Below are 25,873 nucleotides of genomic sequence, written 5' to 3'. Positions count from 1 at the left end.
GAGGCGCCCTGATAGAAGTGCCTCTGTGTGAACTCTAGAAAAGCCCGCTTAACCATCGGTATGGCGCGACGACGCGGCCGGTTATCGATGGTGGTTCTGGCCCCGCCCTCCTGTGATCGATGTGACCGGAGACCGCGCGTCGAGGGTCCCGCCCCTGATCGGTTCGTCCCACGACGTCGCCGGGGCCGCCCGCCGGGGCGCTTTGCCCTGGAGAATCTCCTCGTACAGTTTCCTGAGAACCGGGCTGGGATCGATGCCCAGTTCGGCCGCGAGGTGCAGGCGCACGGTCTCGAACTGTGAGAGCGCCTCGGCCGCGCGCCCGCAGCCGGCCAGAGCGGTCATCCTCGCCGCGACGAGCCGCTCACGCTCGGGGAAGAACGGCACCAGATCGTCGAGCCCGTACAGAACCTCGATGTGCCTGCCCCGCTCGATTTCGAGCTCCGCCCAGTCCTCGTTGATCGTGAGGTACAGCTCGGTGAACCTGCCGACGGCCTCGTCGATCAGGGGAACGCCCGAGAACTCCGCGAGGGGCCGGCCGCGCCACAGGCGCGTGGCCTGGTCGAGGTACGTCAACGCCCCCTCGGGGTCGCCCCTGCGCCGCATGTCGCGGCCGGCGCCGGCGAGGTGCCGGAACCTGATGAGGTCGAGGTCCTCCGACCCGGCGTCGAGCCGGTACCCCCAGCCCTCGTAGAAGATCCGGTCACCGATCTTCCTGCGCAACGCCGAGACGTAGACCTGGAGGTTCTTGCGCGCCGTGGGCGGCGGTCGTTCGCCCCACAGGGAGTCGATCAACTGGTCCGTCGGGACCACCTGGTTCGGGCTCGAAAGCAGGATGGCGGCCAGGAGCCGGGCCTTCCTCGCGCTGAGGTGGACGCTCGCGCCGTCCACCCGGATGTCGAGCGCTCCGAGCACGCGGGCGTCCATGCTCGGTGTCCTGTCCCGCGCCCGTCCCGTCTGGTCGGTCCCGAGCGCCAGGAACCCGGCCAGGTCGATCTGGGGCGAACTTTGCCGGGTCGCCTGGCGGTGGAGCGTCCGCACCATGGAGAGCGCGCAGATGGAGACGTCGTCGACTCCGGCCTTCGATTCGAACCACCGCCAGTCGCCGTCGGGGTTGACTTCGAGGAAGACCGGCTCGTCCCCGGTCAGCAGGAAGTCGAAGGCGCCGTAGCGCAGACCCCACAGCTCGGCGAGCTTGCGCACCGCCCCGGCCACGGACTCGGGGGCCGCCATCGGGGCGACCGTGACCGACGCCGCGTCGCGCCAGATCGCCTCTGGTGACGGTTTGCCGACGCGGAAGGCCCGGATCTCGCCGTTCAGGTAGTAGACGCGAAGCTCCGCCCGGTGGTCGACGAACTCCTGGACGATCATCGGCACGTCTCGCACGGCCAGGCACCTGGCCGAGGCGCAATCCATGATCTCCGGGAAGAGGCCCTCCATGGTGCCCGGTTCGGTCTCGACGAAATGCCGGTTGAGGACCTTGACGATGATCCGGTCGCTCGACAGGGCCGCGCTCGCCGCTCCCGGATCGGTCGTGACGATCGTCCGTGGAGTGCGGACCCCCGCCCGTGCCGCGTCGTCCAGCTGGACCAGCCGTCCCGGATCGGCGCCGCCGGGCAACCGGACGGCCGACAGCGAGGAGATCTGGTCGACGAGGGCGCACCACGAGTCGGCCCGGAACAGCGACGGAGCCGATCCGTTTCCGGCAGGGATGGCCTGCGGCGAGAAGTGCCGTACCCAGGTAACGGTAGGGACGATGCGGTGCCCGTCCACCGTCAGCGACCCGTCCTCGTGCAGGGTGAGGATCCGCAGGTCGGCGAGCGATCCGGCGTCGATCCGCAGGCTCGGCACGCCGAGCGTCCGCAACCCTCGCTGGAGCACGGCGCACTCGGCGAGTCCCGCGCGGTCCGCGAGGACCACGCAGGGCAGGGGGGTCGTGGGGTCGATCACCTCCGGGAGGTGCCAGGTCACCCCAGGACGGTCGGCCGGCATCCGCAGGGTGTAGGGAACGTCGCCGGATCGCCGATTGAAGTCCACTCAGAATCCACCGCCTCGGGCCTCGCATAGGGACGTGAGCTTCGAGCGGCGGCGGCTCAGCTCCGATCCACGAGCGTGCCGGTGGCCAGTGGCGGGGTGGGGGGGATCAGCGGTTCACACCAGCCGCTTGTGGTGAGCTCGTCCATGCGCCGATGGTCATCGGACTGGCGGGGCCGCACAATCGCTCCTCTGTCGTTCGGCATATGGATTGCCCCGCGATCCGCGCCGGGACCGGTATCGGTAGCCCACGTTTGTGGGGTTGTGTCACCTCCTTATGACCAGCCCATACTCAACCTGCGACTGATGGACCGGCATGGACGCAGCGGACGGCGAAGTGAAGGGTGGGGCTGTGTCGGGTGACGTGGTGACGGCCGAGGGACTGACCAAACGCTATCGGCGGAGCACGAGACCGGCCGTGGACGACGTCTCCTTCGAGATCGCCCGGGGGGAGACCATCGGGCTCCTCGGGCCCAACGGCGCCGGGAAGACGACCCTGATCAAGATGATCTGCGGAGTCACCGCCCCCTCCTCCGGTCGGATCCGCGTCTTCGACGCCGACCCCGTGCGCCAGCCGGTCGAGGCCAAGAGCGGCATCGGGGCGATGCACCAGAGCGGCCCGTTCGACATGATGCTGCCGGCGCTCGACAACCTGCGGATCGCGGCCCGCTTCCGCGGTCTGAAGTGGCGTGACGCCCGGCCGTGGGCGTTGGAGGTGGCCGAGTACCTCGGCTTGACGGAGGCCCTGCAGCGGCTCTGCTTCCAGCTCTCGGGCGGTCAGCGGCAGCGGTTGCAGCTGGTACGGGCGCTGCTCACCATCCCACGGCTGCTGATACTCGACGAGCCCTCCGCCGGGCTGGACGTCGCGGGGCGGCGCCAGGTCGAACGCTTCGTGACCTGGCTGCGCGAGGAGCACGGCGTGACCATCATGTGGACCAGCCACCACATCGACGAACTGGAGCGCAACAGCCAGCGTGTCCTGGTCATCGACCGCGGGCGCGTGCTGCGCTTCGCCAAACCGCGCGAGCTCGTCGAGGAGTTCGGCAGCACCCACATGCTCGTGACCGTCGAGGACGCCGAGGCGGGCCGCGTCGTGGCGGCCTGGGCGGAGCGGGCCGGTCTGACGGCCACGGCGGCGGACGCGGAGGTGCGCGTCCACGGCGCGAAGGTGCGGGACGTGCTGCCGGAGCTGTCGCGTCACTGCCAGGACTACGGAGTCGCGATCACCGGAGTCTCGACCGCCTCCGACTCGCTGGAGCAGGCCTTCCTCCGGATGACCGGGAACAAGGGGTGACGATGATCGACACGCTGCGGTTCGACAACGCCCCCCCTCCCCGGACCGAGAGAGCGGCCGACCTGTCCGCGGTGCTGTACCGGGAGTACGCGCTGCTCGCCCGCAACCGGGTGTACCTCATCCTCGGCCTGACGCCGATGCTGGTGTACCTGCTGCTGGTGAACACCTCGCTGAGCAACCTCGTCACCGTCGTCGACTACCAGGGCGTCCAGGTGCGGTTCGCGGTGTTCCTCCTCCCCATGACGCTGGCGATGTCGGTCGTCAGCGCGGCGGGGACCTCCAGCATGGCGCTGTTCCAGGAGGAACTGAGCGGGGTCGCGACGCAGCTGTGGTCCTACCCGCTGCGCAGGTCGCGGTTCCTGCTCGGCAAGGTGATCGCCGGGGTGTCGCTGGTGCTGGTCCAGAGCCTGCTGGGCCTCGGTGTGGCGGTGCTCATCTTCGACTTCCCGTTCGACCTCGAAGGCTGGCTCGGCCTGCTGACGGCGCTCACGCTCGCCGCACTGGCCTTCAACGGGCTGTACCTGGCGGTGGCGATCACGATCACCGACTTCCAGGCGTTCATGGTGCTGTCGAACGTGTCGATCCCCGTTCTCGTCTTCAGCGCCCCGTCGCTGTACACGGTCGACAGCATGCCCACGGTGCTGCAGTGGGTGTCGGCGATCAACCCGCTGACGTACGCGATCAACGGCATGCGGGACGCCTCGCTGTTCGGTTTCTCCGCCGCGTGGGGGAACCTGCTCGTGCTCACCGTCATGGCGGTCATCGGCTACACCGTGGGCGGCCGCGGCCTGCTCAACCGCGCTCGCAACATCTGATCCCGTACAAGGGGCAAGGGACGATGCGGACAGACAACTTTCTCTCGTGGATCCTCTCGAACTCCGACCGGTCCAAGGTCCGGCTGCCGGGCACGGACAGGGCCCACGACCCGGCGGCCACCCTGGAGATGGCCGGCCGCGCGGCGCGGAAGGTCGGGATCACCAGGGTCGCGGACATCACCAGGCTCGACACCATTGGAATCCCGACGTTCCAGGCCATCAGGCCGACGTCCCAGACGCTCGCGGTCTCGCAGGGAAAGGGAGTCACCCCCGAGCTGGCGAGGCTGTCGGCGACGATGGAGTCCGTCGAGCTCTGGCACGCGGAGCAGCCCATGCCCCCGATCACGACGGCTCCTCCTCGCGACGTCGCCGGGCACCTGGGATACGACGTCCGCGATCTCCCGCGTTCGACGCCGACCTTGCTGCATGACGGGCTGCCGCTGGACTGGGTCGTCGGCAGGTCGCTGGTCGACGGTTCGGAGACGCTCGTTCCCAAGGACGTGGTGGGTTTCTCGCTCGTGCGGAAGGAAGGCTGGAACCCCCCGGTCTTCCTGGAGTCGACGAACGGCCTGGCCAGCGGGAACACGCTGGTGGAGGGCATCTTGCACGCGCTGTACGAGGTGATCGAGAGGGACGCGGTGACGGCGTCGATGACCGGCGGCGACCGGGGCGTCCGCGTCGACCCGGGGACGCTGGGGTCGCCGGTCGTCGACGAGCTGTGCGCGATGATGGCGCGCGCCGGGGTCTCCCTTGAGGTCAGGCTCCTGCGGTCGCCCACGGAGCTGCCGTGCTTCCTCGCCCGGATCACGTGCGACGACTACCCTCCGGAGTTCGCGGGATACGGCTGCCATCTCAGCTCCGAGATCGCGCTCACCCGCGCCGTCACCGAGGCCGCGCAGTCCAGGCTGGGTTACGTTTCCGGCGCGAGGGACGACCTCCGGCCGGACGTCCACAAGGACCCGCCGAAGAAGCGTCCCCCCGTCCCGGTGGCGGAGGCCGGCGAGGCGATCCAGGAACTGCCCGCTCACGAGAGCCTGGTCGACGACCTGGAGGACGTGGTCAAGCGGGCCGCGGTCGCGTTCTCCAACGCGCCGCTCGTCGTCGATCTGACCCGAGACGACATCGGAGTCCCCGTCGTCAGAGTGGTGGCTCCGGGAAGTCGCGTCATCCCGGAGGTGTTCTAGTGTCGCCGAAAGTGGTCGTGTACGCCGGGCCGACGATCTCTCGCGACGAGGTCCTCGGCGTGGTCCCACAGGCGCGGGTCCGGCCGCCCGCGGCCCGGGGCGATCTGCTGAGGGAGCAGTGGAGCCGGGACGACACCGCCGTCATCATCGACGGCTACTACCGTGAGCGGCTGTCGGTGGGTCACAAGGAGATCCTCTGGCTGCTCAACGAGGGTGTGAACGTCATCGGCGCGGCGAGCATGGGCGCGTTGCGGGCGGCGGAGCTGAGCCCGTACGGCATGAGCGGCGTCGGGTCCGTCTACCGCATGTACGCGAGCGGTGAGGTCGACGGGGACGACGAGGTCGCGATCCTGCACGGGCCCGCCGACAGGGGATACCCCGCGGGCACGGTGGCGATGGTCAACCTCCGCTACGGCTGCCAGGAGGGGGCCAGGACGGATCTCGTCCCGGCGGCGGCCGGCGAGCGGATCGTCCAGGCGGCGAAGGCCAGGCCCTTCACCCACCGCACATGGGAGGAGCTGGCAGGGGAGCTCGGCGCGGACGACCACGACGCTCTGCGAACGCTCGAACGCATGATCGGCACCGGTGAGTGGGACCTGAAGCGGCTGGACGCGGTGTCGGCGCTGCGAGCCGTCGGCGACCGCGGGGCCGGAGCGTCCAGGGAGTGGACGGCGGAGGCGGCACTGACGGGGATCACCCACTACGAGGCGCTGAGATGGCGGTCGACGCGCGAGTACGCGCCGGGCAGGTGGATGTCCGATCTCGACGTCCTGAACGCGGCGCGGCTCTTCGGCGAGGACTACCCCCGGCTGCACGAGGAGGTCCTGACCCGTCGGCTGGAGGACATCGCGGGCGCGCAGGGCATCACGGTGGAGGAGTACGTCCGTGCCAAGCTCGGGGTCGACGAGGACTCCGCCCTGCCGTCCGTCTTCGCGTCCTGGCTCACCGAGACGGAGTCGGCCACGCTGCCGGCGGCCGAGCGGCTGCGGCTGGTCATGGTGAGGGTGTGGCCGGTCTGGCAGTCGGCCGACTGGAGACCGGACGTCCTCGCGCGGCTCAGGGAGTCGAGCCGCTGGCCCGAGTGGTCCGAGATGGTCGCCCACGCGGACGAGGTCGCGGAACAGACCCGAGGCCGGCTGGTCGTCCCCCCGCCGGAGCTCTGCGGACGGCTCTTCCTGCGCCACTGGCAGCGGCGCGGGACCTCGGCGGAGGTCGAGATGGCCCGTCGGGGGTTCTTCGGCATGGAGGACCTGGGCCGCACCGCCACGCGGTTCTTCGCGCTGGACGTCCACAACACCCGCGCCTCCAAGGGGCATTGAGCGATCACCAGGCGGGCGTCCACGCACTCATGAGGAGACGGTGATGAGCGCGACCACGCTCGGCCAATCGTTCGACCCGGCAGGCCCGGAGCATCGTCCGGACCCGCACCCGCTCTTCCACCGGATGCGCGAGCAGGCGCCGGTCTACCGCCACGTGAGCCCCACCGGCCGCGCGCTCTGGTACCTGACCAGGTACGCGGACGTGCAGCGCGCGCTGCTCGACCCGGACATCGGGCGGCAGCTCGACCGTCTGCCCGACGAGATCGCCGCGGTTCACCACAAGTGGGACCACGACCCGCTGGCGATGGTGCGGCGTAACATGTTCAACCTCGATCCGCCCGACCACACCCGGTTGCGGCGGCTGATGGCGCCCGCGTTCGGCCCCCGAAGGGTGGCGGCCCTTGAGCGGCGCGTCCATCAGGTCGTCGGCGAACTGGTCGACGGCATGGCGGCGGCCGAAGGCGAAGTCGACCTGATCGAGGCGCTGGCCCTGCCGCTGCCGCTCCTGGTCGTCGCCGAGCTGGTCGGCTTCCCGGCCGGCGACCGCACCCGGCTCCGCGCGTGGAGCGACGACATGCTCCGCAGCCGGGACGCGGCCCGGGTGCGCCGCGCCGGGATGGAGTTCGTCGCCTACGTCGACGAGAAGCTCGACGAGCGGCGGGCCCACCCGGGCGACGACCTGCTGTCCCAGCTCGTCCAGGCGGAGGAGACCGGTGAGCGGCTCAGCCACGCCGAGCTGGTGTCCAGCGTGTTCCAGTTGCTGCTCGCCGGGGACGAGACGACGGTCAACCTCATCGGCAACGGAGTGCTGGAACTGCTCCGCCACCCCGGCCAGCTCGGGCGGCTCCGCGAGCGACCGCGGATGATCGACTCCATGGTCGAGGAGGCGTTGCGGTTCAACGGCCCCGTCGGGCACTCCCGGCCGCTGTTCGCGATGGCCGATGTGGAGATCGGGGACTCCGTGATCCCGCGCGGGGACATCGTCGTGCCCGTGCTGCTGGCGGCCAACCGCGACCCGGCGGTGTTCCCCGAGCCGGACGTCTTCGACATCGGCCGCGACCCGAACCGGCATCTGGGCTTCGGCCACGGAATCCATTTCTGTCTCGGCGCGGCGCTGGCCCGGCTGCAGGCCAGGGCGGCCATCGGCACGCTGGTGCGCCGCTTCCCCGACATGGCCCTGGCCGTCGATCCCGCCGGCCTGCGATGGACGCCCGACCTGTTCCTGCACGGTGTGCGACGCCTGCCTCTGCTGCTACGGCAGCGCCCCCGGTGAAAGGTTCTCAGCCGATGACCGACCACGCGACCAGCCGCGAGGCGTACGCGAACCTCTCCCGGATGGCGTTCGGCTACGCCACCTCACAGATCCTGTACGCGGCCGTCCGCCTGGGCGTGATGGACGCTCTGGCCGCCGGCGCGCTGCCGGTCGAGCGGCTGGCGCACTCCACCGGATCCGACCCCCGGGCGCTGAACCGGCTGCTACGGGCGCTGGTCGTGCTGGGCGTGGCCGGCGAGGAGGCGCCAGGGCACTTCGCGCTGACCGAGATGGGCCGGCCGCTGCGCGCCGACCATCCGCTGTCGATGCGCTCCAGCGTGCTGCTGCTCGGCGACCCCGCGACCTGGCGGGCGTGGGGGGCGCTGACCCACGGCGTACGGACCGGCGAGGCGGCGTTCGACCACGTGCACGGCCTGCCGCTCTTCGACTACCTCGCGGGCCATCCGGAGCTGTCCGGGGTCTTCAACACGGCGATGCGCGAGGGCACCGAGCAGATCGCACCCGCGGTCCCGAGGGCGTACGACTTCACCGGTGTCCGCACCGTGGTCGACATCGGCGGCGGGAACGGCACCCTGCTGGCCGCGATCGTGGCGGCCACGCCCGGCGCCCAGGGGATCCTGTTCGACACCGCCGAGGGAGGCGCGGGCGCGGCCGGGACCTTCCGGCGGGCAGGGGTGGAAGGTCGCTGTTCGATCGAGGTCGGCGACTTCTTCGACGCCGTTCCGGAAGGCGATCTGTTGCTGGTGAAGGGCATCCTGCACGACTGGGACGACGAGCGGTGCGCCACCTTGCTGCGCGGCTGCCGAAAGTCGATCGCGGACCACGGGCGCCTGCTGGTGCTGGAACCGGTGCTGCCGTCCGAGAACGACACGCCGGAGGCGGCCGGGGCCGTCATGAGCGACATCGCCATGCTCGTCTACACCGGCGGCAGGGAACGCGGCAGGGACGAGTTCCGGGACCTGCTCGCGGCCGGCGGGTTCGACCTGGCCGGCGTCACGCCGCCGCTCGCGGGTTCTGCGATTCGGATCCTCGTCGCCGATCCCGTCTGACCGCGGCGCTGACGCACGGTGATCTCATGAGTACCTGGCCCATGTGGCCGGGTGGCTTGAGTAAGTCGCTTGCTCTGGTGGTCCGGCGGGTGGGCGTGCATAGTGTGCCGGTGCCACAATCTCGCTCAATTCGGATTGAAACGTGACACATCGGGGCGAATTGGGCCCCTCGGGTGAGGCGATGCCCGCTCTGCGGGTCGTCGTCGGCGACCCGGACCGGGTGTTGCGCGCAAGGCTCAGGGGCATGCTGCACCTGGGCAACGGCTTCTACGTGGTGGGGGAGGCCAGCGCGACCCAACGGCTCAGTGACCTGGTCATCCGGCATCGGCCCAGGGTCGCGGTGGTGAACGCGGCGCTCTTCCAGAAGGGCGGCGTCGAGTTCGCCCTGACCGCCACGGCGCAGACGAGGAGCAGGACGCAGGTGGTGCTGATCTCCGAGGAGCTGGACGAGGAGCTGCTAGGGCGCGCGCTGCGCGAGGGAGTCGGCGGCTTCGTCCACAGGGATTCGCTGCTCGAAGAGATCGTGCCCGCGATACGGCTGGTCGCCGCGGGGCAGACGTTCATCTCCAGCTCGATGATCACGCGGCTCCGTGACCGCATAGCCGCCGTGATCACCGGGGTCGATCACCAGCTCGCGGCGCTCACCCGCCGCGAAGCCGAGGTGCTCGCCCTCGTCGCGACCGGTCTGTCCAACGCCGGCATCGCCGAGCAGCTCGGCATCGGCGCCGGAACCGTCCGCTCTCACCTGGCCCGCATCCTCACCAAGCTGAAGGCGACGAACCGGGCGCACGCGGTCGGCATCGCGTACGAATCCGGCTTCATCACGGGCGGATCTCCACGCCGGCGGGAACACGGGCCGGCCTGACCGGCGAGAGCGGCCTCGAAAGCCACCATTTGTACAGCTCGGGGTACTGCGCTATCGCCTCCTCGGCCGTGAGGAGAGGATCCGGTTCGCCGGTCATCGCCCGGAACAGCGCTGACTTGTCCTGTCGGTCATCGGCGGGGATCAGCGTCTGGGCGCGGAAGACGCCGGCCGCGATCTCCGGGCTGCTCAGCGCCGCGCGGGCCATCCGGACCTGGACCTGGCGCTCGAACGGAGACGGCTCCCGCCGGCCCACTTCGAGGTCGGCGCCGTCCTGCTGGATCGCCATCCGCCATGACGTCTCGGCCTCTTCCGCCATGGCGCTCCGCAGTACGGGGGACAGGGACGGCCCGAACCCGTGCCGGGTCAGCTCCCTGTCCAGCCTGAGCGCGCTCAGCGCGGCGACCGACATCCCGTGCGAGTGGACGGGATTCACCGCGGCGACCGCGTCGCCGATCGCGACGAAGCCCGTGGGCAGGCGCGCGCGTTCGAAGAACCGCCTCCTGTTCGAGGTGTCGCGATAGGGCCGGACGCCGCCGACGGGTGTGGCGGCCGCCATGAGGTCCGCCACGATCGGGTCGCGCAGGGAGCGTGCGAAGCGCACGAAGCCCTGCTCGTCGGCCGGGGGCTCACCACCCCGGGTGCCGGTCAGGGTGACGATCCACCGGTCGTCCTCGACCGGGAACAACGTCGCCCCCTGGGCCGGCTCCCCCTTCGCCGGACGGGGGTGAATCATGATCGCCGGAATCTCGGAGGCCAGCCCGGGAGGCGCCTGGTAGACCCGCGTGGAGTAGGCCAGGCCCGAGGAGACGGTCACCTCCTCGACCTCCGGCGCTCCGATCGCGGCCAGCCACCGTGGCGCCTTCGACCTGCGCCCCGTCGCGTCGACGACGAGATCGGCCTCGATCGTCTCCGGCCGGCCACCCTCGCGCCTGACCTGGATTCCGGTGACCCGGGTGGCGTCTCCGGCCAGCCCCAGCGCCCGCGCGCCCTCCCACGTCGTGACGGCGCCGCCGCCGAGCGCCCGCGGCCTCACCACGTCATCCAGCAGTCCCCGGCCGCACGCGATGAGGTGGGCCCCGGTGTCGAGCCGCCGGAACCATCCCTCCGAGGCGAGGATCAGCGCGTCGCCGGGCAGTCCCCGCCGGTGCGCGCCCCGCGCGTAGAGAGCGGCGAGGGTGCCGGGAAGCAGCGTCTCCAGAGCCCTCGCGCCACCGGTCACGAGCACGTGGTTGTGGTGCGACTGGGGCAGTCCCCGGCGGGGGCGCGGGCCGGACGGGTAGTGATCGCCCTCGACCACGATGACGTCGTCCGCGTGCTTGGCTAGCACGGCGGCGGCCAGCACCCCCGCGAAGCCCCCGCCCAGGACGACGGCCCTGGTCATGGGAGCCCGGTCAGCACGGCCGGCCGGACAGGGTTCGTGACCACCTCACGCTCATGCCGGGAGCTCTTCGATCAGCTCGCCCTTGATCATCATGCCGATGAAGTCCTCCACGTCCATCCGGATGCGGGCGCTCACCAGGGCGTTGCTGCCCGCGAACTCACGCGACAACTTCGAGATGATCGGTTCCCGTTCCCCGTCGCTCGCGACGAGCGCCCATATCCTGGCGGCCGTCTCGTTCAGGGCGTGGAACTCCCCGGTTTCCGTGTGGTACAGCGAGATGCCCTCCGCGGTCTCTTGCCATATCACAGCATCGCTGATCTGCAGTGACACACTCCACCTCCGCTATACCGGGCTGATGGGAAGCAGCTCGCCGATCTTGATGGCGTCGGGCGAGGGGGCGACGTAGGTCTTCCAGTCGTCGAAGACGGGGTGGATGTCGCCGTTGACGACCAGGCGAGGGGTCGTCATCTCCACGTTCTTCTTGGTGAGCTCGGAGGCGCGGACGCCGGCCTCCAGCCAGAGCTGCGTGGCGATGCCGTGCCGCAGGATCCTGCACTGGTGGCGGCTGTTGCGCCTCAGGTCGCCGGACTCCGCCATGTGGGCGGCGCGGCATCCTCCACCGCAGGACGACTTGATGTAGCACTTCGCGCAGTCGGAGTGGAAGTCGCCGCCGAACACCGAGCTGTTCCGCATGTCCCGCAGCACCGGGCTGGCGAAGGTCTCCGCCAGAGACTGCCGGCGTACGTTGCCCGCGTAGTGCGACCGTCCGGTGACGAGCTTGCACGGGTAGACGTCGCCCAGCGAGTTGATGTAGATCTCGTTGCCGCCCATCCCGCAACTGGCCCGCACGGAGCACGGCGACATCGGCTTGGGCCCGTCCGGGCTCAGCTTTCCGGCGGCCGGTGACGTCCAGGTGATCTCCTGGATCCTCATATGGTCCTGCCAGCCGAAGTCGTACTCGTCGGTCACCCCGCGGCCCAGGTTGTTGTGGTACATCAGCCGGATGCTGTGGACGTCGAGCCCTTCGACGAACAGGGCGAAGTCCTCCAGCTCGTCGATGTTGTCCGAGGTCACGATGTGATTGATCTTCGGCACCACGCCGGCCTCGTTGAGCAGTCGCAACGCGCGGTAGGTCTTGGCGAAGGAGCCGGCGCCACGAGTGCGGTCGTGCGTCTCGGCCGTTCCTCCGTCGACGCTCACCGTGACGGAGCCGAACAACTCGGCGAACCGCCGCGCCGTCTCGGGCTTCCTGATCATCGTGGCGTTGGTGACGATGTTCGACTTCAGGCCGCGCTGATTGGAGTGTTCCACTATCTGGAACAGGTCCTTTCTGAGCATCGGTTCACCGCCGGTGAAAACCAGGATTTCGGTCCCGAAGTCGGCGATCTCATCGACCAGGTGGAGCGATTCGGCGGTGTTGAGCTCACCCGGCAGGCATTTCTCGGAGGAGGCGTAGCAATAGGGGCAACGGAGATTACAGCCGTCGGTGATGGCGTAGTACACCTGGCGGAGCGGTGGCTCCTTCACTTTCACGGTCGGACGCCTGCCGTCGTAGTAGACGACCCAGCTCAGGATGAGCTTGGCGAGGGTCCGTTCGGTCTCGTCGGTCTCCTCCAGCGGCGCCGGCTCCCCGCTCGCCTGGGAACGGGCCAGGGCGGAAAGGACGCCGAACTCACGCGCACTGAGGACGCACCGACCGCCCACCTGTGGGTTGACCACCATGAAGTCGTCGTCGTGCACGAAGTAGGTGAGGTCTTCCGGTACGTCGATCAACGCGCGGTTTCTGGCCAGCTTCCCGGACATCCGTTCCCCTTCACACTCCCAGCGGCAGATGCGGCCCCGTACCGTGCACGGCGACATGCGGTCGGGGCCGCCTCTGCGAGCGAATTTGACTAGTTCACCCGGATCCGGACCCGGACCAGGCTCCACACAGACACGACGGCGCGACCCCGATCTCGGTGTTGTGCGCCACGACCTCCGGCGTGGCCCACGGCGCGCTCGCCCCGGATTGCGACAGCACCTCGGGCAGGACGGCGGGAAGCCGGGACTTGAGGGAGATGAGGAGGTCGACTTCCTCTCGGGTCAAGGTGGCGAACGCCTCCTCGATCTCCGCGGCGATCGGGCTGTGCAGGACTCCCGCGTCTCGCAGCTCTTCCGTCGGATCGAAGGCCATGCCTTCACCTCTCTAACTGGTGGGGTTGTGTTGCAGGTTGAGTATGGGCTGGTCAGGAGGAGGTGACACAACCCCACAAACGTGGGCTTACCGCCGCCGATGGCGTGCGGTGGGGACGCTCCCGACCGGCGGAATGGCAACCACACGAATGTGGGTGCCCGGGTCACTTGCGATCACCGATGAGCCGTTTAAGGCTTGTCGCGCAGGCCGATCTCCCCACCTCGGAGGACTCATAGGCCGACCACTTCCGACGTCACGCGGTTCCTGGGCTGGACGCCTCGTCCGATGGCCGAGCCACCGGCACGGAAGCGACCGGCGAGCCGGTCGCTGATGAAAGGAAAAGCTGATGAACAGAACCGGATCGGGCGCGTTCGACGCACTGGCCAAGTTACGCGCGGCCGGGCATCCCATCGACCTGCTCGACGAGCGGCAGCGACGGGTGTTCGCCGAGCTCTCCGAGTCCGAGGTGACGCTGCTGAACTCGATCAAGAAGCGCCTGGACGACGTCGCGGGTGAGGTCGAGGGACAGGACCTCAAGCTCGTATGATCGGCAAGGGTCCGCGACCCGCCCGTCGTCACATCGTGGTCCTGTTCATCGACATCGTCGGGTCGACGGAGCTGGCCGAGCGTCTCGACCCCGAGCTGCTCCTGCAGATCCTTGAGAGCTACTACGCCGCCTGCAGGGCCGAGATCTTCATACACGGCGGCGTCGTCGAGAAGTACATAGGCGACGCGATCATGGCCGTGTTCGGCGTCCCCGCCAGCCGGGAGGACGACGCGCTCCGGGCGGTACTCGCCGCGTACGGGGCGATGTCGGCCGTGCACCGGCTGAGCGCCGAGATAGCCCCGACCCACGGGGTCCTGCTGGACGCCCATTGCGGTATCGCCTTCGGTGAGGTGATCGTCGTCGGCTCGTCCGATTCGGACGTGCGGGTGATCGGCGACACGGTCAACACCGCGAGCCGCCTGCAGTCCGCGGCCGGAGACGGCGAGATCCTCCTGGGGGACGAGGTCGCCCGCCTGGTCCGGCACCACGCGGTGCTGGACGAGGTGCCTCCGCTCACGCTCAAGGGCAAGAGAGACCCCGTACGTGCGTGGCGGCTGGTCACCGTGGAGCCCGATCGCGGAGAGCCGGGAACCGACACCATCCCGTTGATCGGCCGTACCGAGGAACTGCGCCAGCTGACGCAGCTCCACGAGCGCGTCATGCGCGACCAGCGGTGCGGCATGGCCACCCTGCTCGGCGTCTCCGGCATCGGCAAGTCCCGGCTGGCCAGGGAGTTCCTGCACAACCTGCCCGATGACGTGACCGTCCTCACCGGCCGGTGCCCGTCGTACGGCATCGGCGCCACCTACCGGCCCATCGCGGAGATGCTCCAGGCGCTCAACGGCGACTGGCCCGCCATCGCCGAGGCCGTGGGCCCCGAAAGCGCGCGGGCGTTGCGCGGGCTGGCGGGCCCGGACGCCTCGGAGTACGGCGACACCCCCGGGATCGCGGAGATCGCGCAGGCCGTACGGTCGTTCTTCGAGGTACTCGGACAGCGCCGGCCGCTGGTGGTGGTTCTGGACAACCTCCAGTGGGCCGAGCCGACCCTCCTCGACCTCATCCTGGACTGCGCGAGATGGCTCGCCGACGTGCCCGTGCTCCTCGTCTGCGTCGCCCGGCCCGAGCTCTACGAGATCCGTCCCTCCTGGGGAGGAGGCATGGCCTGCGCCATGTCGCTGGAGCTCGGCCCGTTGAGCCGGCCGCACATAGAGCGGCTCGTCGCCGAGCTGTGCGCCGGACGGGCGGACGTCGTCGCCCACGACGACGACATCATGTACCAGCGGGTGATCTACGGATCGGACGGCAACCCGCTCTTCGCCGAGCTGATGCTGGAGACCCTCGCCGAGGGCGCCGCCTCTCTCCCGCCCACCATCAAGGCGCTGCTCGGGGCCCGGCTCGACCGGCTCAGCGAAGCGGAGCGCGGGGTCCTCGAAAGGGCCGCGACCATCGGGCAGTCCTTCACGGTCGACCAGGTCGAGGCACTCCTCGACGCCGACGGCCCCACGACGGCGCTGCCCCTGCGGCGGCTCCAGCGCGACCGGTTGATCCGGCGCGGCGCGCTCCCGCGGTCGTTCGAGTTCACCCAGACCCTCACCCGGGAGACCGTCTACGCGATGACGAGCAAGGAGTCGCGCGCGGACTGGCACCGGAGGCTGGCCGACTGGTTCGCCGAGCAGGCCGCCGACGCCTCCGACGACGCCCCGTTCTCCGGGCCGACGTCGGGAGACGTCAGCCAGCACCTGCTGGCGGCCTGCCGGCTCGTCCGGGAGGTGCGCCCCGGTGATCCGCTCCTGCCCGAGCTGACGGACCGGGCCGCGGACTCGCTCATCAGGGAGGGCGGTCAGGCGTTGCACCGCAGGGACCTGCCCGCCGCGATCGCGCTGCTGGAACGCGGACGGGAGATGCTCCCCCCGGGCAGGGACGAGCACCGCTGGCTGGCCGTTCGCATCAGCGACGCGGAACTGGCGCGGGGGGAGAGCCTCCGGGCGGTCGCGGCGCTGGACTGCGCGGAGAAGCTGCTGCCCGATGACCCGCGCAACCTGCTCAGCTGTGCGATACAGCGGGGGATCCTCGCCCTCCGCTCGGGCGCCGGCGGCCCGGAGACCGAGCCCCTCCGCGAGCGGCTGGCGCTCGACCCGGGCGACGAGCTCAGCTGGTGCCGGTTCCACCAGCTCGAAGCCTGGATCCACATCGACGCCGGCCGGTTCGGCGCCGCCGACCGCGCGTTCCGTGACGGGCTCCATCGGGCCCAGGCGATGGGCGACCGTTACGAGGAGGACCGCCTGCTCGGCGGGCTGTGCGAGCTGGTGCAGTGGTCGCCCACCCCGGTGCCGGAGGGGCTCGCGCTCTGCGAGGACCTGCTGTCCCGGTTCGCCGGTGACCGCGCTCTGCTGGTGCCGGCGCTCGTCACCAAGGCCCGCCTTCTCGCGCTCCGCGGCGACCTCGGCACCGCCCGCGAGACGCTCGACACGGCCGACCGTTACGTGGCCGAGCTCGGCCTCGGCCTGTCGGCGATCGCGGTCGTCCAGGTACGGGGGCTCGTGGAGTCCCTCGACGGGAACCACGAGGCCGCGTCGGGCCTGTTCAGGCATGCCGCCGCCGTGCTCCGTACGGCGGGGCACGGGGCGGCCGCCGCCGCCCTGGAGGTCTACGCGGCGCGCGAGACACTCTGGCGGGGGGACGTACGGCAGGCGGCCCTGGAACTGGCGCGGGGCGAAGCCGGGCCGCGCCGGCTCCGCGCCGAGGTGGCGGCCATCGTGACCAGGGCCGCGATCGCCTCGCGCGACGGTGCGCACGGTGAGGCCGTACGGGCCGCCGCGCGCGCGACCGAGCTGCTCGAATCGACCGACGACCCCTGTCTTCGCGGAGACGTCCTGGTCGAGGTCGCCCAGATCCACCGGGCCGCCGGACGGGACCCGGCCGATGCCGCCCAGCGTGCGCGCGACGCCTACCTGAGCAAGGGCGCGAGCCTGCTGGTGCGACGAGTCGACGACTGGATGGGGGAGCCGTGTCCATGACGCCGGCGAGTGTGCCGCCCTGGCGCAGGGAGAAGCGTGCCCACTTTCCCGGGGTGCCCGCGTGGGGGCTGGCCACCACGCGCCAGGCCCCGGAGCGCTTCCAGGTCAGCCCGCTGGCGGAGGTGTCCAAGGAGTGGGCCTGGGGAGGGGCCGACGGCACAGGTGTGCGCGTCTGCGTGGTGGACACCGGCGTGGACGCGAAGCATCCAAGGATCGGTGGCCTCGAACGGTCGTTGCAGGTCGTCAGCGGGGACGGGGGCAAGCCGGCGATCGCCGACTGCGATCCCGCCGACCCCGCCGGGCACGGTACGGCCTGCGCGGGAGTGATCAGGTCGATAGCCCCCGGAGTGGCGCTCACCTCGCTCCGCGTGCTCACCGACGGGAAGACCGGCACCGGTGACGCCCTCATGGCCGGGCTCGGCTGGGCCATCGACGCGGGGTTCGACCTGATCAACCTCAGCCTGTCGACCACGAGGTCCAGCTTCCGGGAATCCCTCCAGGACCTCGCCGACCGCGCGTACTTCCGGCGTTGCCTGCTGGTCGCCGCCGCGCACAACATGCCGGTGCTCAGCTTCCCGTGGACGTTCTCCTCGGTCGTCTCCGTGGCCAGCCATGACGAGGCCGACCCGATGACGTACTACTACAACCCCTCGCCGCCCGCGGAGTTCCACGCCCGAGGGGTCAAGGTGCCGGTCGCCTGGAGCGGCGGCAAGGAGATCCGCAGCACGGGCAACAGCTTCGCGGCACCGCACATCACCGGCATCTGCGCCCTCATCCTGAGCAAGCACCCCTGGCTGACGCCGTTTCAGCTGAAGACGGTCCTCTATCTGGCCGCGGACAACACCACGCAGAACGGAGAGGCACATGTCCCCTGACGACTTCGACGGCACCGAGCGAAGGCTGCTGCAGTCCATCGTCGAGGTGGCCCGCCACATGTTCGGCGCCGCCGCCTCCTCCATCTTCCTGGTGGACCCTGACACCGGTGAGCTGGTCTTCGAAGCCGTCTCGGGCGAGGGCGAGAAAGAGCTGGTCGGGAGCCGCTTTCCGGCGGGAACCGGGATCGCCGGCTGGGTGGCGGCGAGCGGGCAGCCGATGGTCGCGGACGACGTGGCGAGCGTGACGGAGTTCGCCCACGACGCCGCGGAGTCCACCGGGTACGTCCCGCGCACCATCATGGCCGCGCCGCTCATCCGGTTCGAGGAATGCGTCGGCGTCCTTGAGGTGCTCGATCGCGCGGGGTCCCGCGGCGACCTGGACGACATCGAGCTCCTTGGGCTGTTCGCCACCCAGGCCGCCTGTGGCCTTGAGTTCCTGCTCCGCGTGCGGGAGAGCCATCGGGAGCCGGAGCGCGATCCGCGCCTGATCCTGCAGAGGATCAGCGAGAGACTGCCGGGGAAGTCCCGTCCGTCGGACGCGGCGGCCGTCCGTCTCCTCGCCATCGCCGACGACCTCCTCGCCCTCTGACGACCTCCTCGCTCTCTGACGACCTCCTCGCTCTCTGACGACCTCCTCGCTCTCTGACGACCTCCTCGCTCTCTGACGGTCTTCGCGCCTGGTCAGGCGAATACGGCGATCCACATAGCTGCCCAGGCATCACGAATATGCATTTAGCTTATGCGCCGTTGAATTGGGATTAATCGCCCTATCTGTTACCATTTGGGCCGCCTAAATGGCGAGTTGCATCGTCCCGCCCGACCCACGACTCGACAATCACCGAATCAAGTTCGATTCTTGATTGACCGCTACTCAAGCCAGAGCCGTGGCTTTTACCGACCCGGTCAGGGAGCAGTGTCGTAGTCACTGTGACGACATTCTGAAAGGGCGACATGGGAGAGAGCCGTCCGCGTGACGCGCGCCCCAGCGATCTGTGGCCGCTCGTCGGACGCGACGCCGTGCTGCGCACCATCACCGAAGCGGCGGAGCAGGCGGGTGTCGACGGCGTGGTGATCGTGGGCACACCCGGAGTGGGCAGGACGCGCCTGGCCAGGGAGGCGGTCGCGCGGCTCGACGCGATGGGGCACCCGACTGCCTGGGCGACCGGCACCCGAGCCGCCGGGACGATCTCACTGGGCGCGCTGCTCCACCTCGCCCCCCTGGGCGACTCGGCGATCCCCGTCACAGGGCACACCTTCGGCCGCATAGTGGAGCGATTCACCGTCTGCGGGGGAAAACGCCCCGTACTCGTCGTGGACGACACCCACCTGCTCGACAGCGCCTCCGCCGCGCTCGTCTATCACCTCGCCGTGCACACCAGGACCTTCGTGCTGCTCACCGTACGACAGGGCCAGACGACGCCCGACGTGGTGACGACGCTGTGGAAGGAACGGGTGGCATGGCGCGTCGATCTGCAGCCGCTGAGCGACGGCGACGTCGACACGCTGCTCGAACGCGGCCTGGACAGTCCCCTGGACGCCGTCACCCGGCGCACGCTCCGCCGCCTGTCCGTCGGCAATCCCCTCGTGCTGCGCGAGCTCGTACAGTCGGGTCTGGACGGATCGGCGCTGCGCCGCGTTGACGGACTCTGGCATCTGGACGGCCGGCTCCAGATCACCCTCCGGCTCGGCGACCTGATCGAGGCGCAGATGCAGGTCGACGACCCGGCCGTGCTGGCCGTGCTGGAGGTGCTCGCCTGCAAGGAACCTCTCTGCCAGCCCGTGCTCGAAGGCATCACCGGCCACTCCGCCGTGGTGCAGGCGGAGCGACGGGGGCTCGTGGTGGTCGAACGCTCCGGCTCGCGCCACCAGACCCGCCTCGCCATCCCCGCGTACGGGGAGGTCATCCGTGCGCGGATGCCACGCGCACGGGCCCGCGAGATCTGGGGACGGCTCGCCGAGTCCCTCGCCGCGTCGCCGCGACGCCGCGCGGACGACCCGCTCGAACTGGCCGTGTGGAGGCGGAGGGCGGGGCTCGGCTCGTCGGCGCGGGAACTCCTGGCCGCCGCCCGGCGCGCCGCCGAGCGGCTGGAGTTCGAGGTCGCCGAGCGCCTGGCGGTCGCGTCCCGCGACGCCGGCGGCGGGGTGGACGCGAACCTGACCCTGGCCGAGGTGCTGGCGTCGCAGGGACGCTACGCCGACGCGGCCGGCGTACTCCCGGCTCCAGACGAATGCGACGGCGAAGAACGCGCCGACCGGCGGGCGATGCTCAACGAGAAGATCGACTACTGGCGTCACGCGGTCTCACCGGCTCCGAGGCTCCCGACCGGCGACAGGGCCGTGGACGCCGTCAGAACCTGGACGACGCTCCTCGAAGGGCACGTCGCGCGGTCTCTCGCCCTCGGTACGTCGCTGCTCGCCCAGCCGTGCCAGCAACCGGCGCGGGCCACGATATCGGTCGCCACCGCCGTCATGGTCGCCGCCGGCCTCGTAGGAGACACCGGCCTCGTCGAACGGGCGAGCGCCACGGGCCTCGCGGTCGCGTCGGCGCACCGTACGGCACTGCCCTGGGCGATGGCACAGGTCCGTGGCGCCAGGTGCCTCGCCGACCTGCTGGGCGGCGGCGCCCTCACCGCCGCGTCCGAGGCCGTGGAGATCGCGTATCGGGACGCCGTCGAGACCCAGATGGCCCCCCTGGTCGGCCTATGGACCGCCGCCCGGGGCATCGTGGCGAAGGCCCAAGGACGGGTGGGGCCGGCACAGCAGGCGCTGCGCGAGGCCATCGTGCTGCTCGACGGACATGACCCGTTCCGCTTGAGGCGCGTCTACCTGGCCGAGCTGGCCGGCGCGTACGCGATGGCGGGGGACACCGTCCAGGCGGACACCTGGCTCGACCGGATGGACGACACTCCCGCGCCACCGGGTGCGCTGTTCGATCCCTGGATCGAGCGTGACCGCGCCTGGTCCGCCGCCGCCGCGCTCGACCTCCCCCTCGCCGCGAGCCGCGCCATCGGTGCCGCGAAGGCCGCCCGCGAGTCCGGAGCACCGCTGGTCGAGGCTCTGGCACTGTCCGACGCCGCGAGATTCGGCGCCGCGAAGGAGGTGTGCGACAGGCTGACCGAGCTCGCCAGGGACACCCCCACCCCCGCGACCGAGGTGTTCGCCACGCTGGCCACCGCGCTCGCCACCGACGACGCCCACCTGCTGGCGGAGGCGGCCGAGACGCTTCACCACATGGGCCATCTGCTCTCCGCCGCCGAGGCAGCCGCGACGGCCTACCGGTTACACGTCGCGGCGGGCCGGCGCACCGCGGCCAAGAACGCGCTCGTGTTCGCTCGTGAGCTGCTGGCCGAATGCGGCGGCGCCCGTACGCCGCTGACGGACCTGACCGGAAGCGAGGCGTCACTCACCCCCCGGGAACTGCACGTCGCGAAACTGATCGCGGCCGGCATGCCCGGCCGCGCCGTCGCCGACCGCCTCGACCTCTCCCTCCGAACCGTCAACAACCACCTCGGCCGCGTCTACGCCAAACTAGGCATCTCCGGCCGCCACACCCTCGCCCAAATCCTCACCCAACCCCCCGAACAAAAGAGCCCGTAAGGACATCGCCCCTGCCCTTTCCTAGTCCCTGTCATCGAGCGAGGGCGGTCCCAGGGCGTGTACCGATGTGGTCGTCCTTGAACTCGCCGTGCTTGACGGCCTGGATGAATACGTCCCACTCGTGGTCGGTGTAGGTCAGGACGGGGCCGTTGGGGTTCTTGCTGTCTCGTACGGCTATGCCTGTGTCAGCAAGGGAGATCTCGACGCAGCCGCCAGCCTCGCCGCTATAGGTACTTTTGGTCCAGTTGACGCGGGACTTTGGGCGTGGGGACATACCCCGCCTCCCTCCGGTAGGGATCAGCTCTCTCCAGCCCTCGCGGCGATGAGTTCAACCGACTTTTCTGGTGTAAGCGCCATTGCCGTCAACTGGCCAAAAATCAGGGTATAACGGCTAACCTCGGTCGGGCTTTCTACCGCGAGGCCACTTGTTGCTTGTTCCAGGTAGACCACGTGCGGATCGCTCGGCCCAGGGAACTCCAGGAGGTAGAAGTGACTCTCCATAGCTGGATGTGCGCCGATCTCGGACGGTAGGACCTGGATGGTGACGTTGGGCCGTCGGCTCATGTCTGCCAGATGGCGTAGTTGGGCAGACGTGACAGCCGGTCCGCCCACCTTGCGAGTCAGGAGTGCCTCGTCCAGCACGGCCCAGAGATGAGGGGGCTTGTCCCCGGAGAGACCGTTCTGGCGGGCCATGCGGAGCCGAACCAGTTGATCAACCTCCTCCTCTGTAGAGGTCATGTTGATGGCTTTGATCACGGTCCGGGCGTAGTCCTCTGTCTGAAGTAGGCCGGGAATGAGCTGGTCATGGTAGATCCGTATGGTGGAGGCTTCGGATTCGAGGCCGAGGTAGATGTCGAAGCCGGCCTTGAGTGACTGGCGGTCCGGCCACCACCAGCCGCGCTGTCGTGCTTCGCGGGCGAGGGTGAGTAGAGCCATACGCTCCTCGCCCTCGACTCCATAGATTTCCAGGAGCACCCGCAGGTCACCTTGGCGGGGGATGCGGTCGCCTGTCTCGTAACGGCCGACAGTCGACGCGTTGAAGGCGCCTTCCGAAGACGCGGCGACCTGTTCCAGAGTCAGGCCATGGGCGTCACGGAGCCGGCGGAGTTGCTGGCGTAGGCGTCGAGCGCGCACGGTCGGGCTCGGGCGTACCTGCACTGGAACCTCCTGGATGTCACTAGCTCGTCCGTCCCCGCAGGACCCGGCGCCCGTTTGGAGATTTTCCAAAAGCGGCTTGCCAGCGGTGACTACCCTGTGCATCCTTATGGTGCCAAGGCGTGACCATCGTGTCAGTCAATCTAGGCATTTCCTTCGCTCGTCTCTGCCACCGAGGAGGCAACCACCGTGGGCATGGCGATCAAAGCCCCGATGGGCGGGATGCAAGCCGCCGCATCAAAGCGGCCCATTTCCGGTCCGTCGCATACGCGGATCCAGGACTCAGCGCCGGAGCGGTACGCCCTACTGGCGTGGCTCGCTTGGGGGCCGGGCACGGGTGTACCGGCTGACCGGCTGCCGACCACCGTACCGACTTTCGCTCGGGCAGCCACGTGATGGGCTCGCCGGTCGTCCTCGGGGCTTTGACCATCCCTGGGGACGCGGAGAACGTGGCAGAAGCTCGCCGTTTCGTCGTGAAGCTGCTCGGCGCGGGTCACCGGGACATCGAGACGAGCAGGTTGCTGCTCAGCGAGTTGATCGGGAACAGTATCCGCCACAGCGCCAGCGGGCGAGGCGGCTCGGTGACCGTGGCTGTGCTCGACGTCGGTGGTGCCCTTCGTGTCGAGGTGGCCGATGGTGGCGGCGAGACCGTCCCCTGCCTTTGCTCCAGGGGCGAACTGCTCGAATCGGGACGCGGTATGAAGATGGTCGACGCCATGGCCTCCAGGTGGGGGTTCACCCGCGATTCCACGGTGAGCAGCACTACGTGGTTCGAGCTCCCTAACACATGGAGTTCGCTGAGCTAATGAGGCCGAGTATGTGCAAGGGCGTACGGCAGTTTTCAGCCAGGGTGGTGTCCCATCCAGCGACGCGTAGGGCGGCGGGGATGCGTCACTGACCCCCGGGAACTGCAGGACGCGAAACTGATCGCGGCCGGGATGCCCGGCCGTGCCGTCGCCGACCGCCTCGACCTCTCCCTCCGAACCGTCAACAACCACCTCGGCCGCTTCTACGCCAAACTCGGCGTCTCCGGCCGTCACACCCTCGCCCAAATCCTCACCCAACCCCCCGAACAAAAGAGCCCATAAGAAACACGGCCCCTGTCCTACTCCCGCCTTCTGACCGTGCGCCTCACGGCCGACCCGCACGGCCCGGCCAAGGACGACAGGCCGTGATCTACCGCAGCGGCTCAGGCAGCAGGGTGAGGTGACAGCCCTCGCCTTCAGCGTCGCCGGCACAGGACCGCCGGTCCGGGCACCCCCGCCAGGCCGCCCGGAGCAACTGCCCCACAGACGAGGCCCCCATCGGCATCTCAGCAATGAGGAACTGCCGCCAGTTGGAATCATCCCCGTGTGCGCGAGGCCGACCGAGAAGGAGGAGCAGGCGAATGAACGCTGAGGGGGATCATCCCCGCGTGCGCGGGGCCGACCTCGTCCGGAACAGCGTTGCCACGCGGAACCCGGGATCATCCCCGCGTGCGCGGGGCCGACTTCACGTAGCCGGGCGGACCGGTCGGCCCGGGGGGATCATCCCCGCGTGTGCGGGGCCGCCATCAAGGGGCCGGAGGCGTACACGTCGTAGACGGGATCATCCCCGCGTGCGCGGGGCCGACTTCCGTTGCCTTGACTTCCGCCGTCGTCCCCACGGATCATCCCCGAGTGCGCGGGGCCGACTCAATCGCCATCGATACAGAACCCTTACCCTGCGGATCATCCCCGCGTGCGCGGGGTCGACGCGACGTTGCCGACCGTCACCGGCGCCGTGCTGGGATCATCCCCGCGTGCGCGGGGTCGACGGGTCGACGTCCATGACCGGTCGGATCTGGACGGGATCATCCCCGCGTGCGCGGGGTCGACCCGCCCACCGAATACCAGCTCAACCCGCCTGACGGATCATCCCCGCGTGCGCGGGGTCGACCCGGCCGACCTCACCCACGTCACCATCAGCCGCGGATCATCCCCGCGTGCGCGGGGTCGACGCCTCAATGGTCCACTTCGGTGTCAACACCGGTCGAACTGTGACCCACCTGTTCCGGGTGAATGTTGACTCACCTGGGTTGCGTTAGTCGTTGGTTTTGCCGGCCGGGGGGACACGGCCGAGGTCTCTGTCCTTGAGGCGGTAGCTGTCTCCTTTCATGCTGATCACTTCGGCGTGATGGACCAAGCGGTCGATCATGGCTGCGGCCACGACGTCGTCCCCGAAGACCTCGCCCCAGCGGCCGAAAGGTTTGTTACTGGTGACGATCAGGCTCGCCCGTTCGTAACGGGAGGAAACGAGCTGGAAGAACAGATTGGCGGCTTCTGCCTCGAAGGGGATATAGCCGACCTCATCGATGATGAGCAGCGGGATACGCCCGAGCTTGATGAGCTCGTCCTGCAGCCGGCCCGCATGATGTGCCTCAGCCAGACGGGCGACCCATTCGGCTGCGGTAGCGAAGGCGACACGGTGCCCCGCCTGACAGGCCCGGATCCCGATGCCGATGGACAGGTGTGTTTTGCCGGTCCCCGGCGGGCCGAGGAACACCACGTTTTCCTTGCCAGTGATGAAGTCCAGAGTTCCCAGGTGAGTGATGGTCTCCCTTTTGAGTGAGCGTTGGTGGTCGAAGTCGAATTCCTCCAGCGATTTGCGGGCGGGGAACCGGGCTGCACGGATCCGCCCTTCACCGCCATGGGACTCGCGGGCTGCGACTTCGCGTTGCAGGCAGGCGGCCAGGAACTCCTCGTGTGACCAGCCTTCGGTGCGGGCTCGTTCGGCCAGGCGTTCGACCGCACCGCCCAGCGACGGGGCTTTGAGAGCCCGGGTGAGGTAGGCGATCTCGCCGGTCAGGTTGCGTCCGGTCGTAGCGTTGCGGGGGGCCATCAGGCGACCCCTTCCTGGTCGCTGTCGATAAGACCGAACATCCGGTCGTAGTCGGTCAGGCTGCGGCGCTCGACGTGCAGGTCGGACGGGGACGCGGCGATTATCCGATGAGCCTGGCGTAGCTTCACGGCTGCAGCGGCGTGGGCAGGGTCGGTGATGGTCTGGTGGTCGGCCCAGCAACGCTCGTGCCGGGCGACCGGCTGCCCCTGGCAGGTAACGCTGACCTGTTCAAGGTCAGCGATCACCTCGACTCGCCTGCCGATCACCGCCGGGTGGACCGAGTAGTCGTTGGAGTCCAGCTGCACGTAGTGGTCTCGCGGCAACCGGGTGGTGTTGCGCCACCCGGTGTCGGCGTACGGATTCCTGTGCAGAGCCAGGTACGGGTAAACGTGCAGAGGTGTGCGGCGTGTTGGTTGGCCCGGGGGGTTCATGATCGGGA

General features: G+C 69.5%; 22 protein-coding genes and 1 pseudogene. 14 read left to right on the top strand and 9 right to left on the bottom strand.

Annotated features, from left to right (window positions below; all coding sequences use genetic code 11):
* Positions 1 to 81: 81 nt before the first annotated feature.
* Complete coding sequence (locus tag AB0B89_RS19935; protein WP_358554591.1) at positions 82 to 2,034, bottom strand: BTAD domain-containing putative transcriptional regulator; 1,953 nt, start codon at positions 2,032 to 2,034, stop codon at positions 82 to 84.
* Between the two features lie 349 nt (positions 2,035 to 2,383).
* Between AB0B89_RS19935 and AB0B89_RS19930 the strand changes: the two genes are divergently transcribed.
* The 7 genes from AB0B89_RS19930 (at position 2,384) to AB0B89_RS19900 (ending at position 9,830) form a co-directional block, all read left to right on the top strand.
* The gene (locus AB0B89_RS19930) at positions 2,384 to 3,325 is read left to right on the top strand and encodes an ABC transporter ATP-binding protein (protein WP_358554588.1); all 942 of its coding nucleotides are present in this window, start codon (positions 2,384 to 2,386) and stop codon (positions 3,323 to 3,325) included.
* A 2-nt stretch (positions 3,326 to 3,327) separates the two neighbouring features.
* Positions 3,328 to 4,140, top strand: a complete 813-nt coding sequence (locus AB0B89_RS19925; protein ID WP_358554585.1) for an ABC transporter permease — start codon at positions 3,328 to 3,330, stop codon at positions 4,138 to 4,140.
* 23 nt (positions 4,141 to 4,163) lie between these two features.
* Complete coding sequence (locus tag AB0B89_RS19920) at positions 4,164 to 5,324, top strand: YcaO-like family protein (protein WP_358554582.1); 1,161 nt, start codon at positions 4,164 to 4,166, stop codon at positions 5,322 to 5,324.
* Entirely contained in the window at positions 5,324 to 6,643 is a 1,320-nt protein-coding gene (locus AB0B89_RS19915) for a TfuA-like protein (RefSeq protein WP_358554579.1), read from the top strand. The genes AB0B89_RS19920 and AB0B89_RS19915 overlap by 1 nt, the downstream gene beginning before the upstream one ends.
* Positions 6,644 to 6,686: 43 nt before the next feature.
* On the top strand, positions 6,687 to 7,916 hold the full coding sequence (locus AB0B89_RS19910) for a cytochrome P450 (protein WP_358554576.1): 1,230 nt from the start codon (positions 6,687 to 6,689) through the stop codon (positions 7,914 to 7,916).
* A 14-nt stretch (positions 7,917 to 7,930) separates the two neighbouring features.
* The gene (locus tag AB0B89_RS19905; RefSeq protein ID WP_358554573.1) at positions 7,931 to 8,965 is read left to right on the top strand and encodes a methyltransferase; all 1,035 of its coding nucleotides are present in this window, start codon (positions 7,931 to 7,933) and stop codon (positions 8,963 to 8,965) included.
* A gap of 181 nt (positions 8,966 to 9,146) precedes the next feature.
* Positions 9,147 to 9,830, top strand: coding sequence for a response regulator transcription factor (locus AB0B89_RS19900; protein WP_358554570.1), 684 nt, complete (start codon positions 9,147 to 9,149; stop codon positions 9,828 to 9,830).
* On the opposite strand, the gene AB0B89_RS19895 is transcribed toward AB0B89_RS19900, so the two are convergent.
* From AB0B89_RS19895 to AB0B89_RS19880, 4 genes are all read right to left on the bottom strand, one after another.
* The gene (locus AB0B89_RS19895) at positions 9,787 to 11,211 is read right to left on the bottom strand and encodes an FAD-dependent monooxygenase (protein ID WP_358554567.1); all 1,425 of its coding nucleotides are present in this window, start codon (positions 11,209 to 11,211) and stop codon (positions 9,787 to 9,789) included. The two genes, AB0B89_RS19900 and AB0B89_RS19895, sit on opposite strands and share 44 nt — an antisense overlap.
* Before the next feature lie 51 nt (positions 11,212 to 11,262).
* Positions 11,263 to 11,541: a PqqD family protein gene (locus tag AB0B89_RS19890; RefSeq protein WP_358554564.1), complete on the bottom strand. Its 279-nt coding sequence runs from the start codon at positions 11,539 to 11,541 to the stop codon at positions 11,263 to 11,265.
* Positions 11,542 to 11,553: 12 nt separating this feature from the next.
* Positions 11,554 to 13,014: a StsB family radical SAM/SPASM domain sactipeptide maturase gene (gene stsB / locus AB0B89_RS19885; protein ID WP_358554561.1), complete on the bottom strand. Its 1,461-nt coding sequence runs from the start codon at positions 13,012 to 13,014 to the stop codon at positions 11,554 to 11,556.
* A 94-nt stretch (positions 13,015 to 13,108) separates the two neighbouring features.
* Positions 13,109 to 13,384, bottom strand: coding sequence for a StsA-related sactipeptide RiPP (locus tag AB0B89_RS19880; RefSeq protein WP_358554558.1), 276 nt, complete (start codon positions 13,382 to 13,384; stop codon positions 13,109 to 13,111).
* Between the two features lie 346 nt (positions 13,385 to 13,730).
* Here AB0B89_RS19880 and AB0B89_RS19875 point away from each other — a divergent pair, with 346 nt between their 5' ends.
* The 5 genes from AB0B89_RS19875 to AB0B89_RS19855 all read left to right on the top strand — a co-directional run bounded on the left by AB0B89_RS19875 (position 13,731) and on the right by AB0B89_RS19855 (position 21,420).
* A complete protein-coding gene (locus AB0B89_RS19875) occupies positions 13,731 to 13,931 on the top strand; it encodes an aroma-sacti cluster domain-containing protein (RefSeq protein ID WP_358554555.1) in 201 nt (66 codons plus the stop codon).
* Positions 13,928 to 16,948, top strand: coding sequence for an AAA family ATPase (locus tag AB0B89_RS19870; protein ID WP_358554552.1), 3,021 nt, complete (start codon positions 13,928 to 13,930; stop codon positions 16,946 to 16,948). Before AB0B89_RS19875 ends, AB0B89_RS19870 begins: the two co-directional genes overlap by 4 nt.
* Positions 16,945 to 17,823, top strand: a complete 879-nt coding sequence (locus AB0B89_RS19865; protein ID WP_358554549.1) for a S8 family serine peptidase — start codon at positions 16,945 to 16,947, stop codon at positions 17,821 to 17,823. Before AB0B89_RS19870 ends, AB0B89_RS19865 begins: the two co-directional genes overlap by 4 nt.
* The gene (locus tag AB0B89_RS19860; RefSeq protein WP_358554547.1) at positions 17,813 to 18,412 is read left to right on the top strand and encodes a GAF domain-containing protein; all 600 of its coding nucleotides are present in this window, start codon (positions 17,813 to 17,815) and stop codon (positions 18,410 to 18,412) included. Before AB0B89_RS19865 ends, AB0B89_RS19860 begins: the two co-directional genes overlap by 11 nt.
* Positions 18,413 to 18,774: 362 nt before the next feature.
* Entirely contained in the window at positions 18,775 to 21,420 is a 2,646-nt protein-coding gene (locus tag AB0B89_RS19855; protein ID WP_358554544.1) for a LuxR C-terminal-related transcriptional regulator, read from the top strand.
* A gap of 31 nt (positions 21,421 to 21,451) precedes the next feature.
* On the opposite strand, the gene AB0B89_RS19850 is transcribed toward AB0B89_RS19855, so the two are convergent.
* Entirely contained in the window at positions 21,452 to 21,694 is a 243-nt protein-coding gene (locus AB0B89_RS19850; RefSeq protein WP_358554541.1) for a DUF397 domain-containing protein, read from the bottom strand.
* Positions 21,695 to 21,717: 23 nt separating this feature from the next.
* Positions 21,718 to 22,578: a helix-turn-helix transcriptional regulator gene (locus AB0B89_RS19845; protein ID WP_358554538.1), complete on the bottom strand. Its 861-nt coding sequence runs from the start codon at positions 22,576 to 22,578 to the stop codon at positions 21,718 to 21,720.
* Positions 22,579 to 22,997: 419 nt separating this feature from the next.
* On the opposite strand from AB0B89_RS19845, the gene AB0B89_RS19840 reads away from it, so the two are divergent.
* Both AB0B89_RS19840 and AB0B89_RS19835 read left to right on the top strand, forming a co-directional pair.
* The gene (locus tag AB0B89_RS19840) at positions 22,998 to 23,381 is read left to right on the top strand and encodes an ATP-binding protein (RefSeq protein WP_358554535.1); all 384 of its coding nucleotides are present in this window, start codon (positions 22,998 to 23,000) and stop codon (positions 23,379 to 23,381) included.
* Between the two features lie 54 nt (positions 23,382 to 23,435).
* Positions 23,436 to 23,663, top strand: coding sequence for a helix-turn-helix transcriptional regulator (locus AB0B89_RS19835; protein ID WP_358554594.1), 228 nt, complete (start codon positions 23,436 to 23,438; stop codon positions 23,661 to 23,663).
* Between the two features lie 973 nt (positions 23,664 to 24,636).
* Here AB0B89_RS19835 and istB read toward each other — a convergent pair.
* Together istB and AB0B89_RS19825 are read right to left on the bottom strand one after the other, a co-directional pair.
* A complete protein-coding gene (gene istB / locus AB0B89_RS19830; protein WP_358554532.1) occupies positions 24,637 to 25,434 on the bottom strand; it encodes an IS21-like element helper ATPase IstB in 798 nt (265 codons plus the stop codon).
* Positions 25,434 to 25,873: pseudogene (locus AB0B89_RS19825) on the bottom strand (hypothetical protein); the annotation flags it as partial. The pseudogene AB0B89_RS19825 and the gene istB, both read right to left, overlap by 1 nt.

The organism is Sphaerisporangium sp. NPDC049002, from assembly GCF_040649355.1.
Taxonomy (GTDB): Bacteria; Actinomycetota; Actinomycetes; order Streptosporangiales; family Streptosporangiaceae; genus Sphaerisporangium.
This window is presented reverse-complemented; position numbering and strand designations above follow the sequence as displayed.

Coding starts and splice junctions, on each gene's coding strand:
- AB0B89_RS19920 (WP_358554582.1), top strand. CDS start 4,164: ATGCGGACAGACAACTTTCTCTCGTGGATCCTCTCGAACTCCGACCGG.
- AB0B89_RS19855 (WP_358554544.1), top strand. CDS start 18,775: ATGGGAGAGAGCCGTCCGCGTGACGCGCGCCCCAGCGATCTGTGGCCG.
- AB0B89_RS19875 (WP_358554555.1), top strand. CDS start 13,731: ATGAACAGAACCGGATCGGGCGCGTTCGACGCACTGGCCAAGTTACGC.
- AB0B89_RS19905 (WP_358554573.1), top strand. CDS start 7,931: ATGACCGACCACGCGACCAGCCGCGAGGCGTACGCGAACCTCTCCCGG.
- AB0B89_RS19865 (WP_358554549.1), top strand. CDS start 16,945: ATGACGCCGGCGAGTGTGCCGCCCTGGCGCAGGGAGAAGCGTGCCCAC.
- istB (WP_358554532.1), bottom strand. CDS start 25,434: ATGGCCCCCCGCAACGCTACGACCGGACGCAACCTGACCGGCGAGATC.
- AB0B89_RS19925 (WP_358554585.1), top strand. CDS start 3,328: ATGATCGACACGCTGCGGTTCGACAACGCCCCCCCTCCCCGGACCGAG.
- AB0B89_RS19910 (WP_358554576.1), top strand. CDS start 6,687: ATGAGCGCGACCACGCTCGGCCAATCGTTCGACCCGGCAGGCCCGGAG.
- stsB (WP_358554561.1), bottom strand. CDS start 13,014: ATGTCCGGGAAGCTGGCCAGAAACCGCGCGTTGATCGACGTACCGGAA.
- AB0B89_RS19870 (WP_358554552.1), top strand. CDS start 13,928: ATGATCGGCAAGGGTCCGCGACCCGCCCGTCGTCACATCGTGGTCCTG.
- AB0B89_RS19895 (WP_358554567.1), bottom strand. CDS start 11,211: ATGACCAGGGCCGTCGTCCTGGGCGGGGGCTTCGCGGGGGTGCTGGCC.
- AB0B89_RS19880 (WP_358554558.1), bottom strand. CDS start 13,384: ATGGCCTTCGATCCGACGGAAGAGCTGCGAGACGCGGGAGTCCTGCAC.
- AB0B89_RS19850 (WP_358554541.1), bottom strand. CDS start 21,694: ATGTCCCCACGCCCAAAGTCCCGCGTCAACTGGACCAAAAGTACCTAT.
- AB0B89_RS19900 (WP_358554570.1), top strand. CDS start 9,147: ATGCCCGCTCTGCGGGTCGTCGTCGGCGACCCGGACCGGGTGTTGCGC.
- AB0B89_RS19860 (WP_358554547.1), top strand. CDS start 17,813: ATGTCCCCTGACGACTTCGACGGCACCGAGCGAAGGCTGCTGCAGTCC.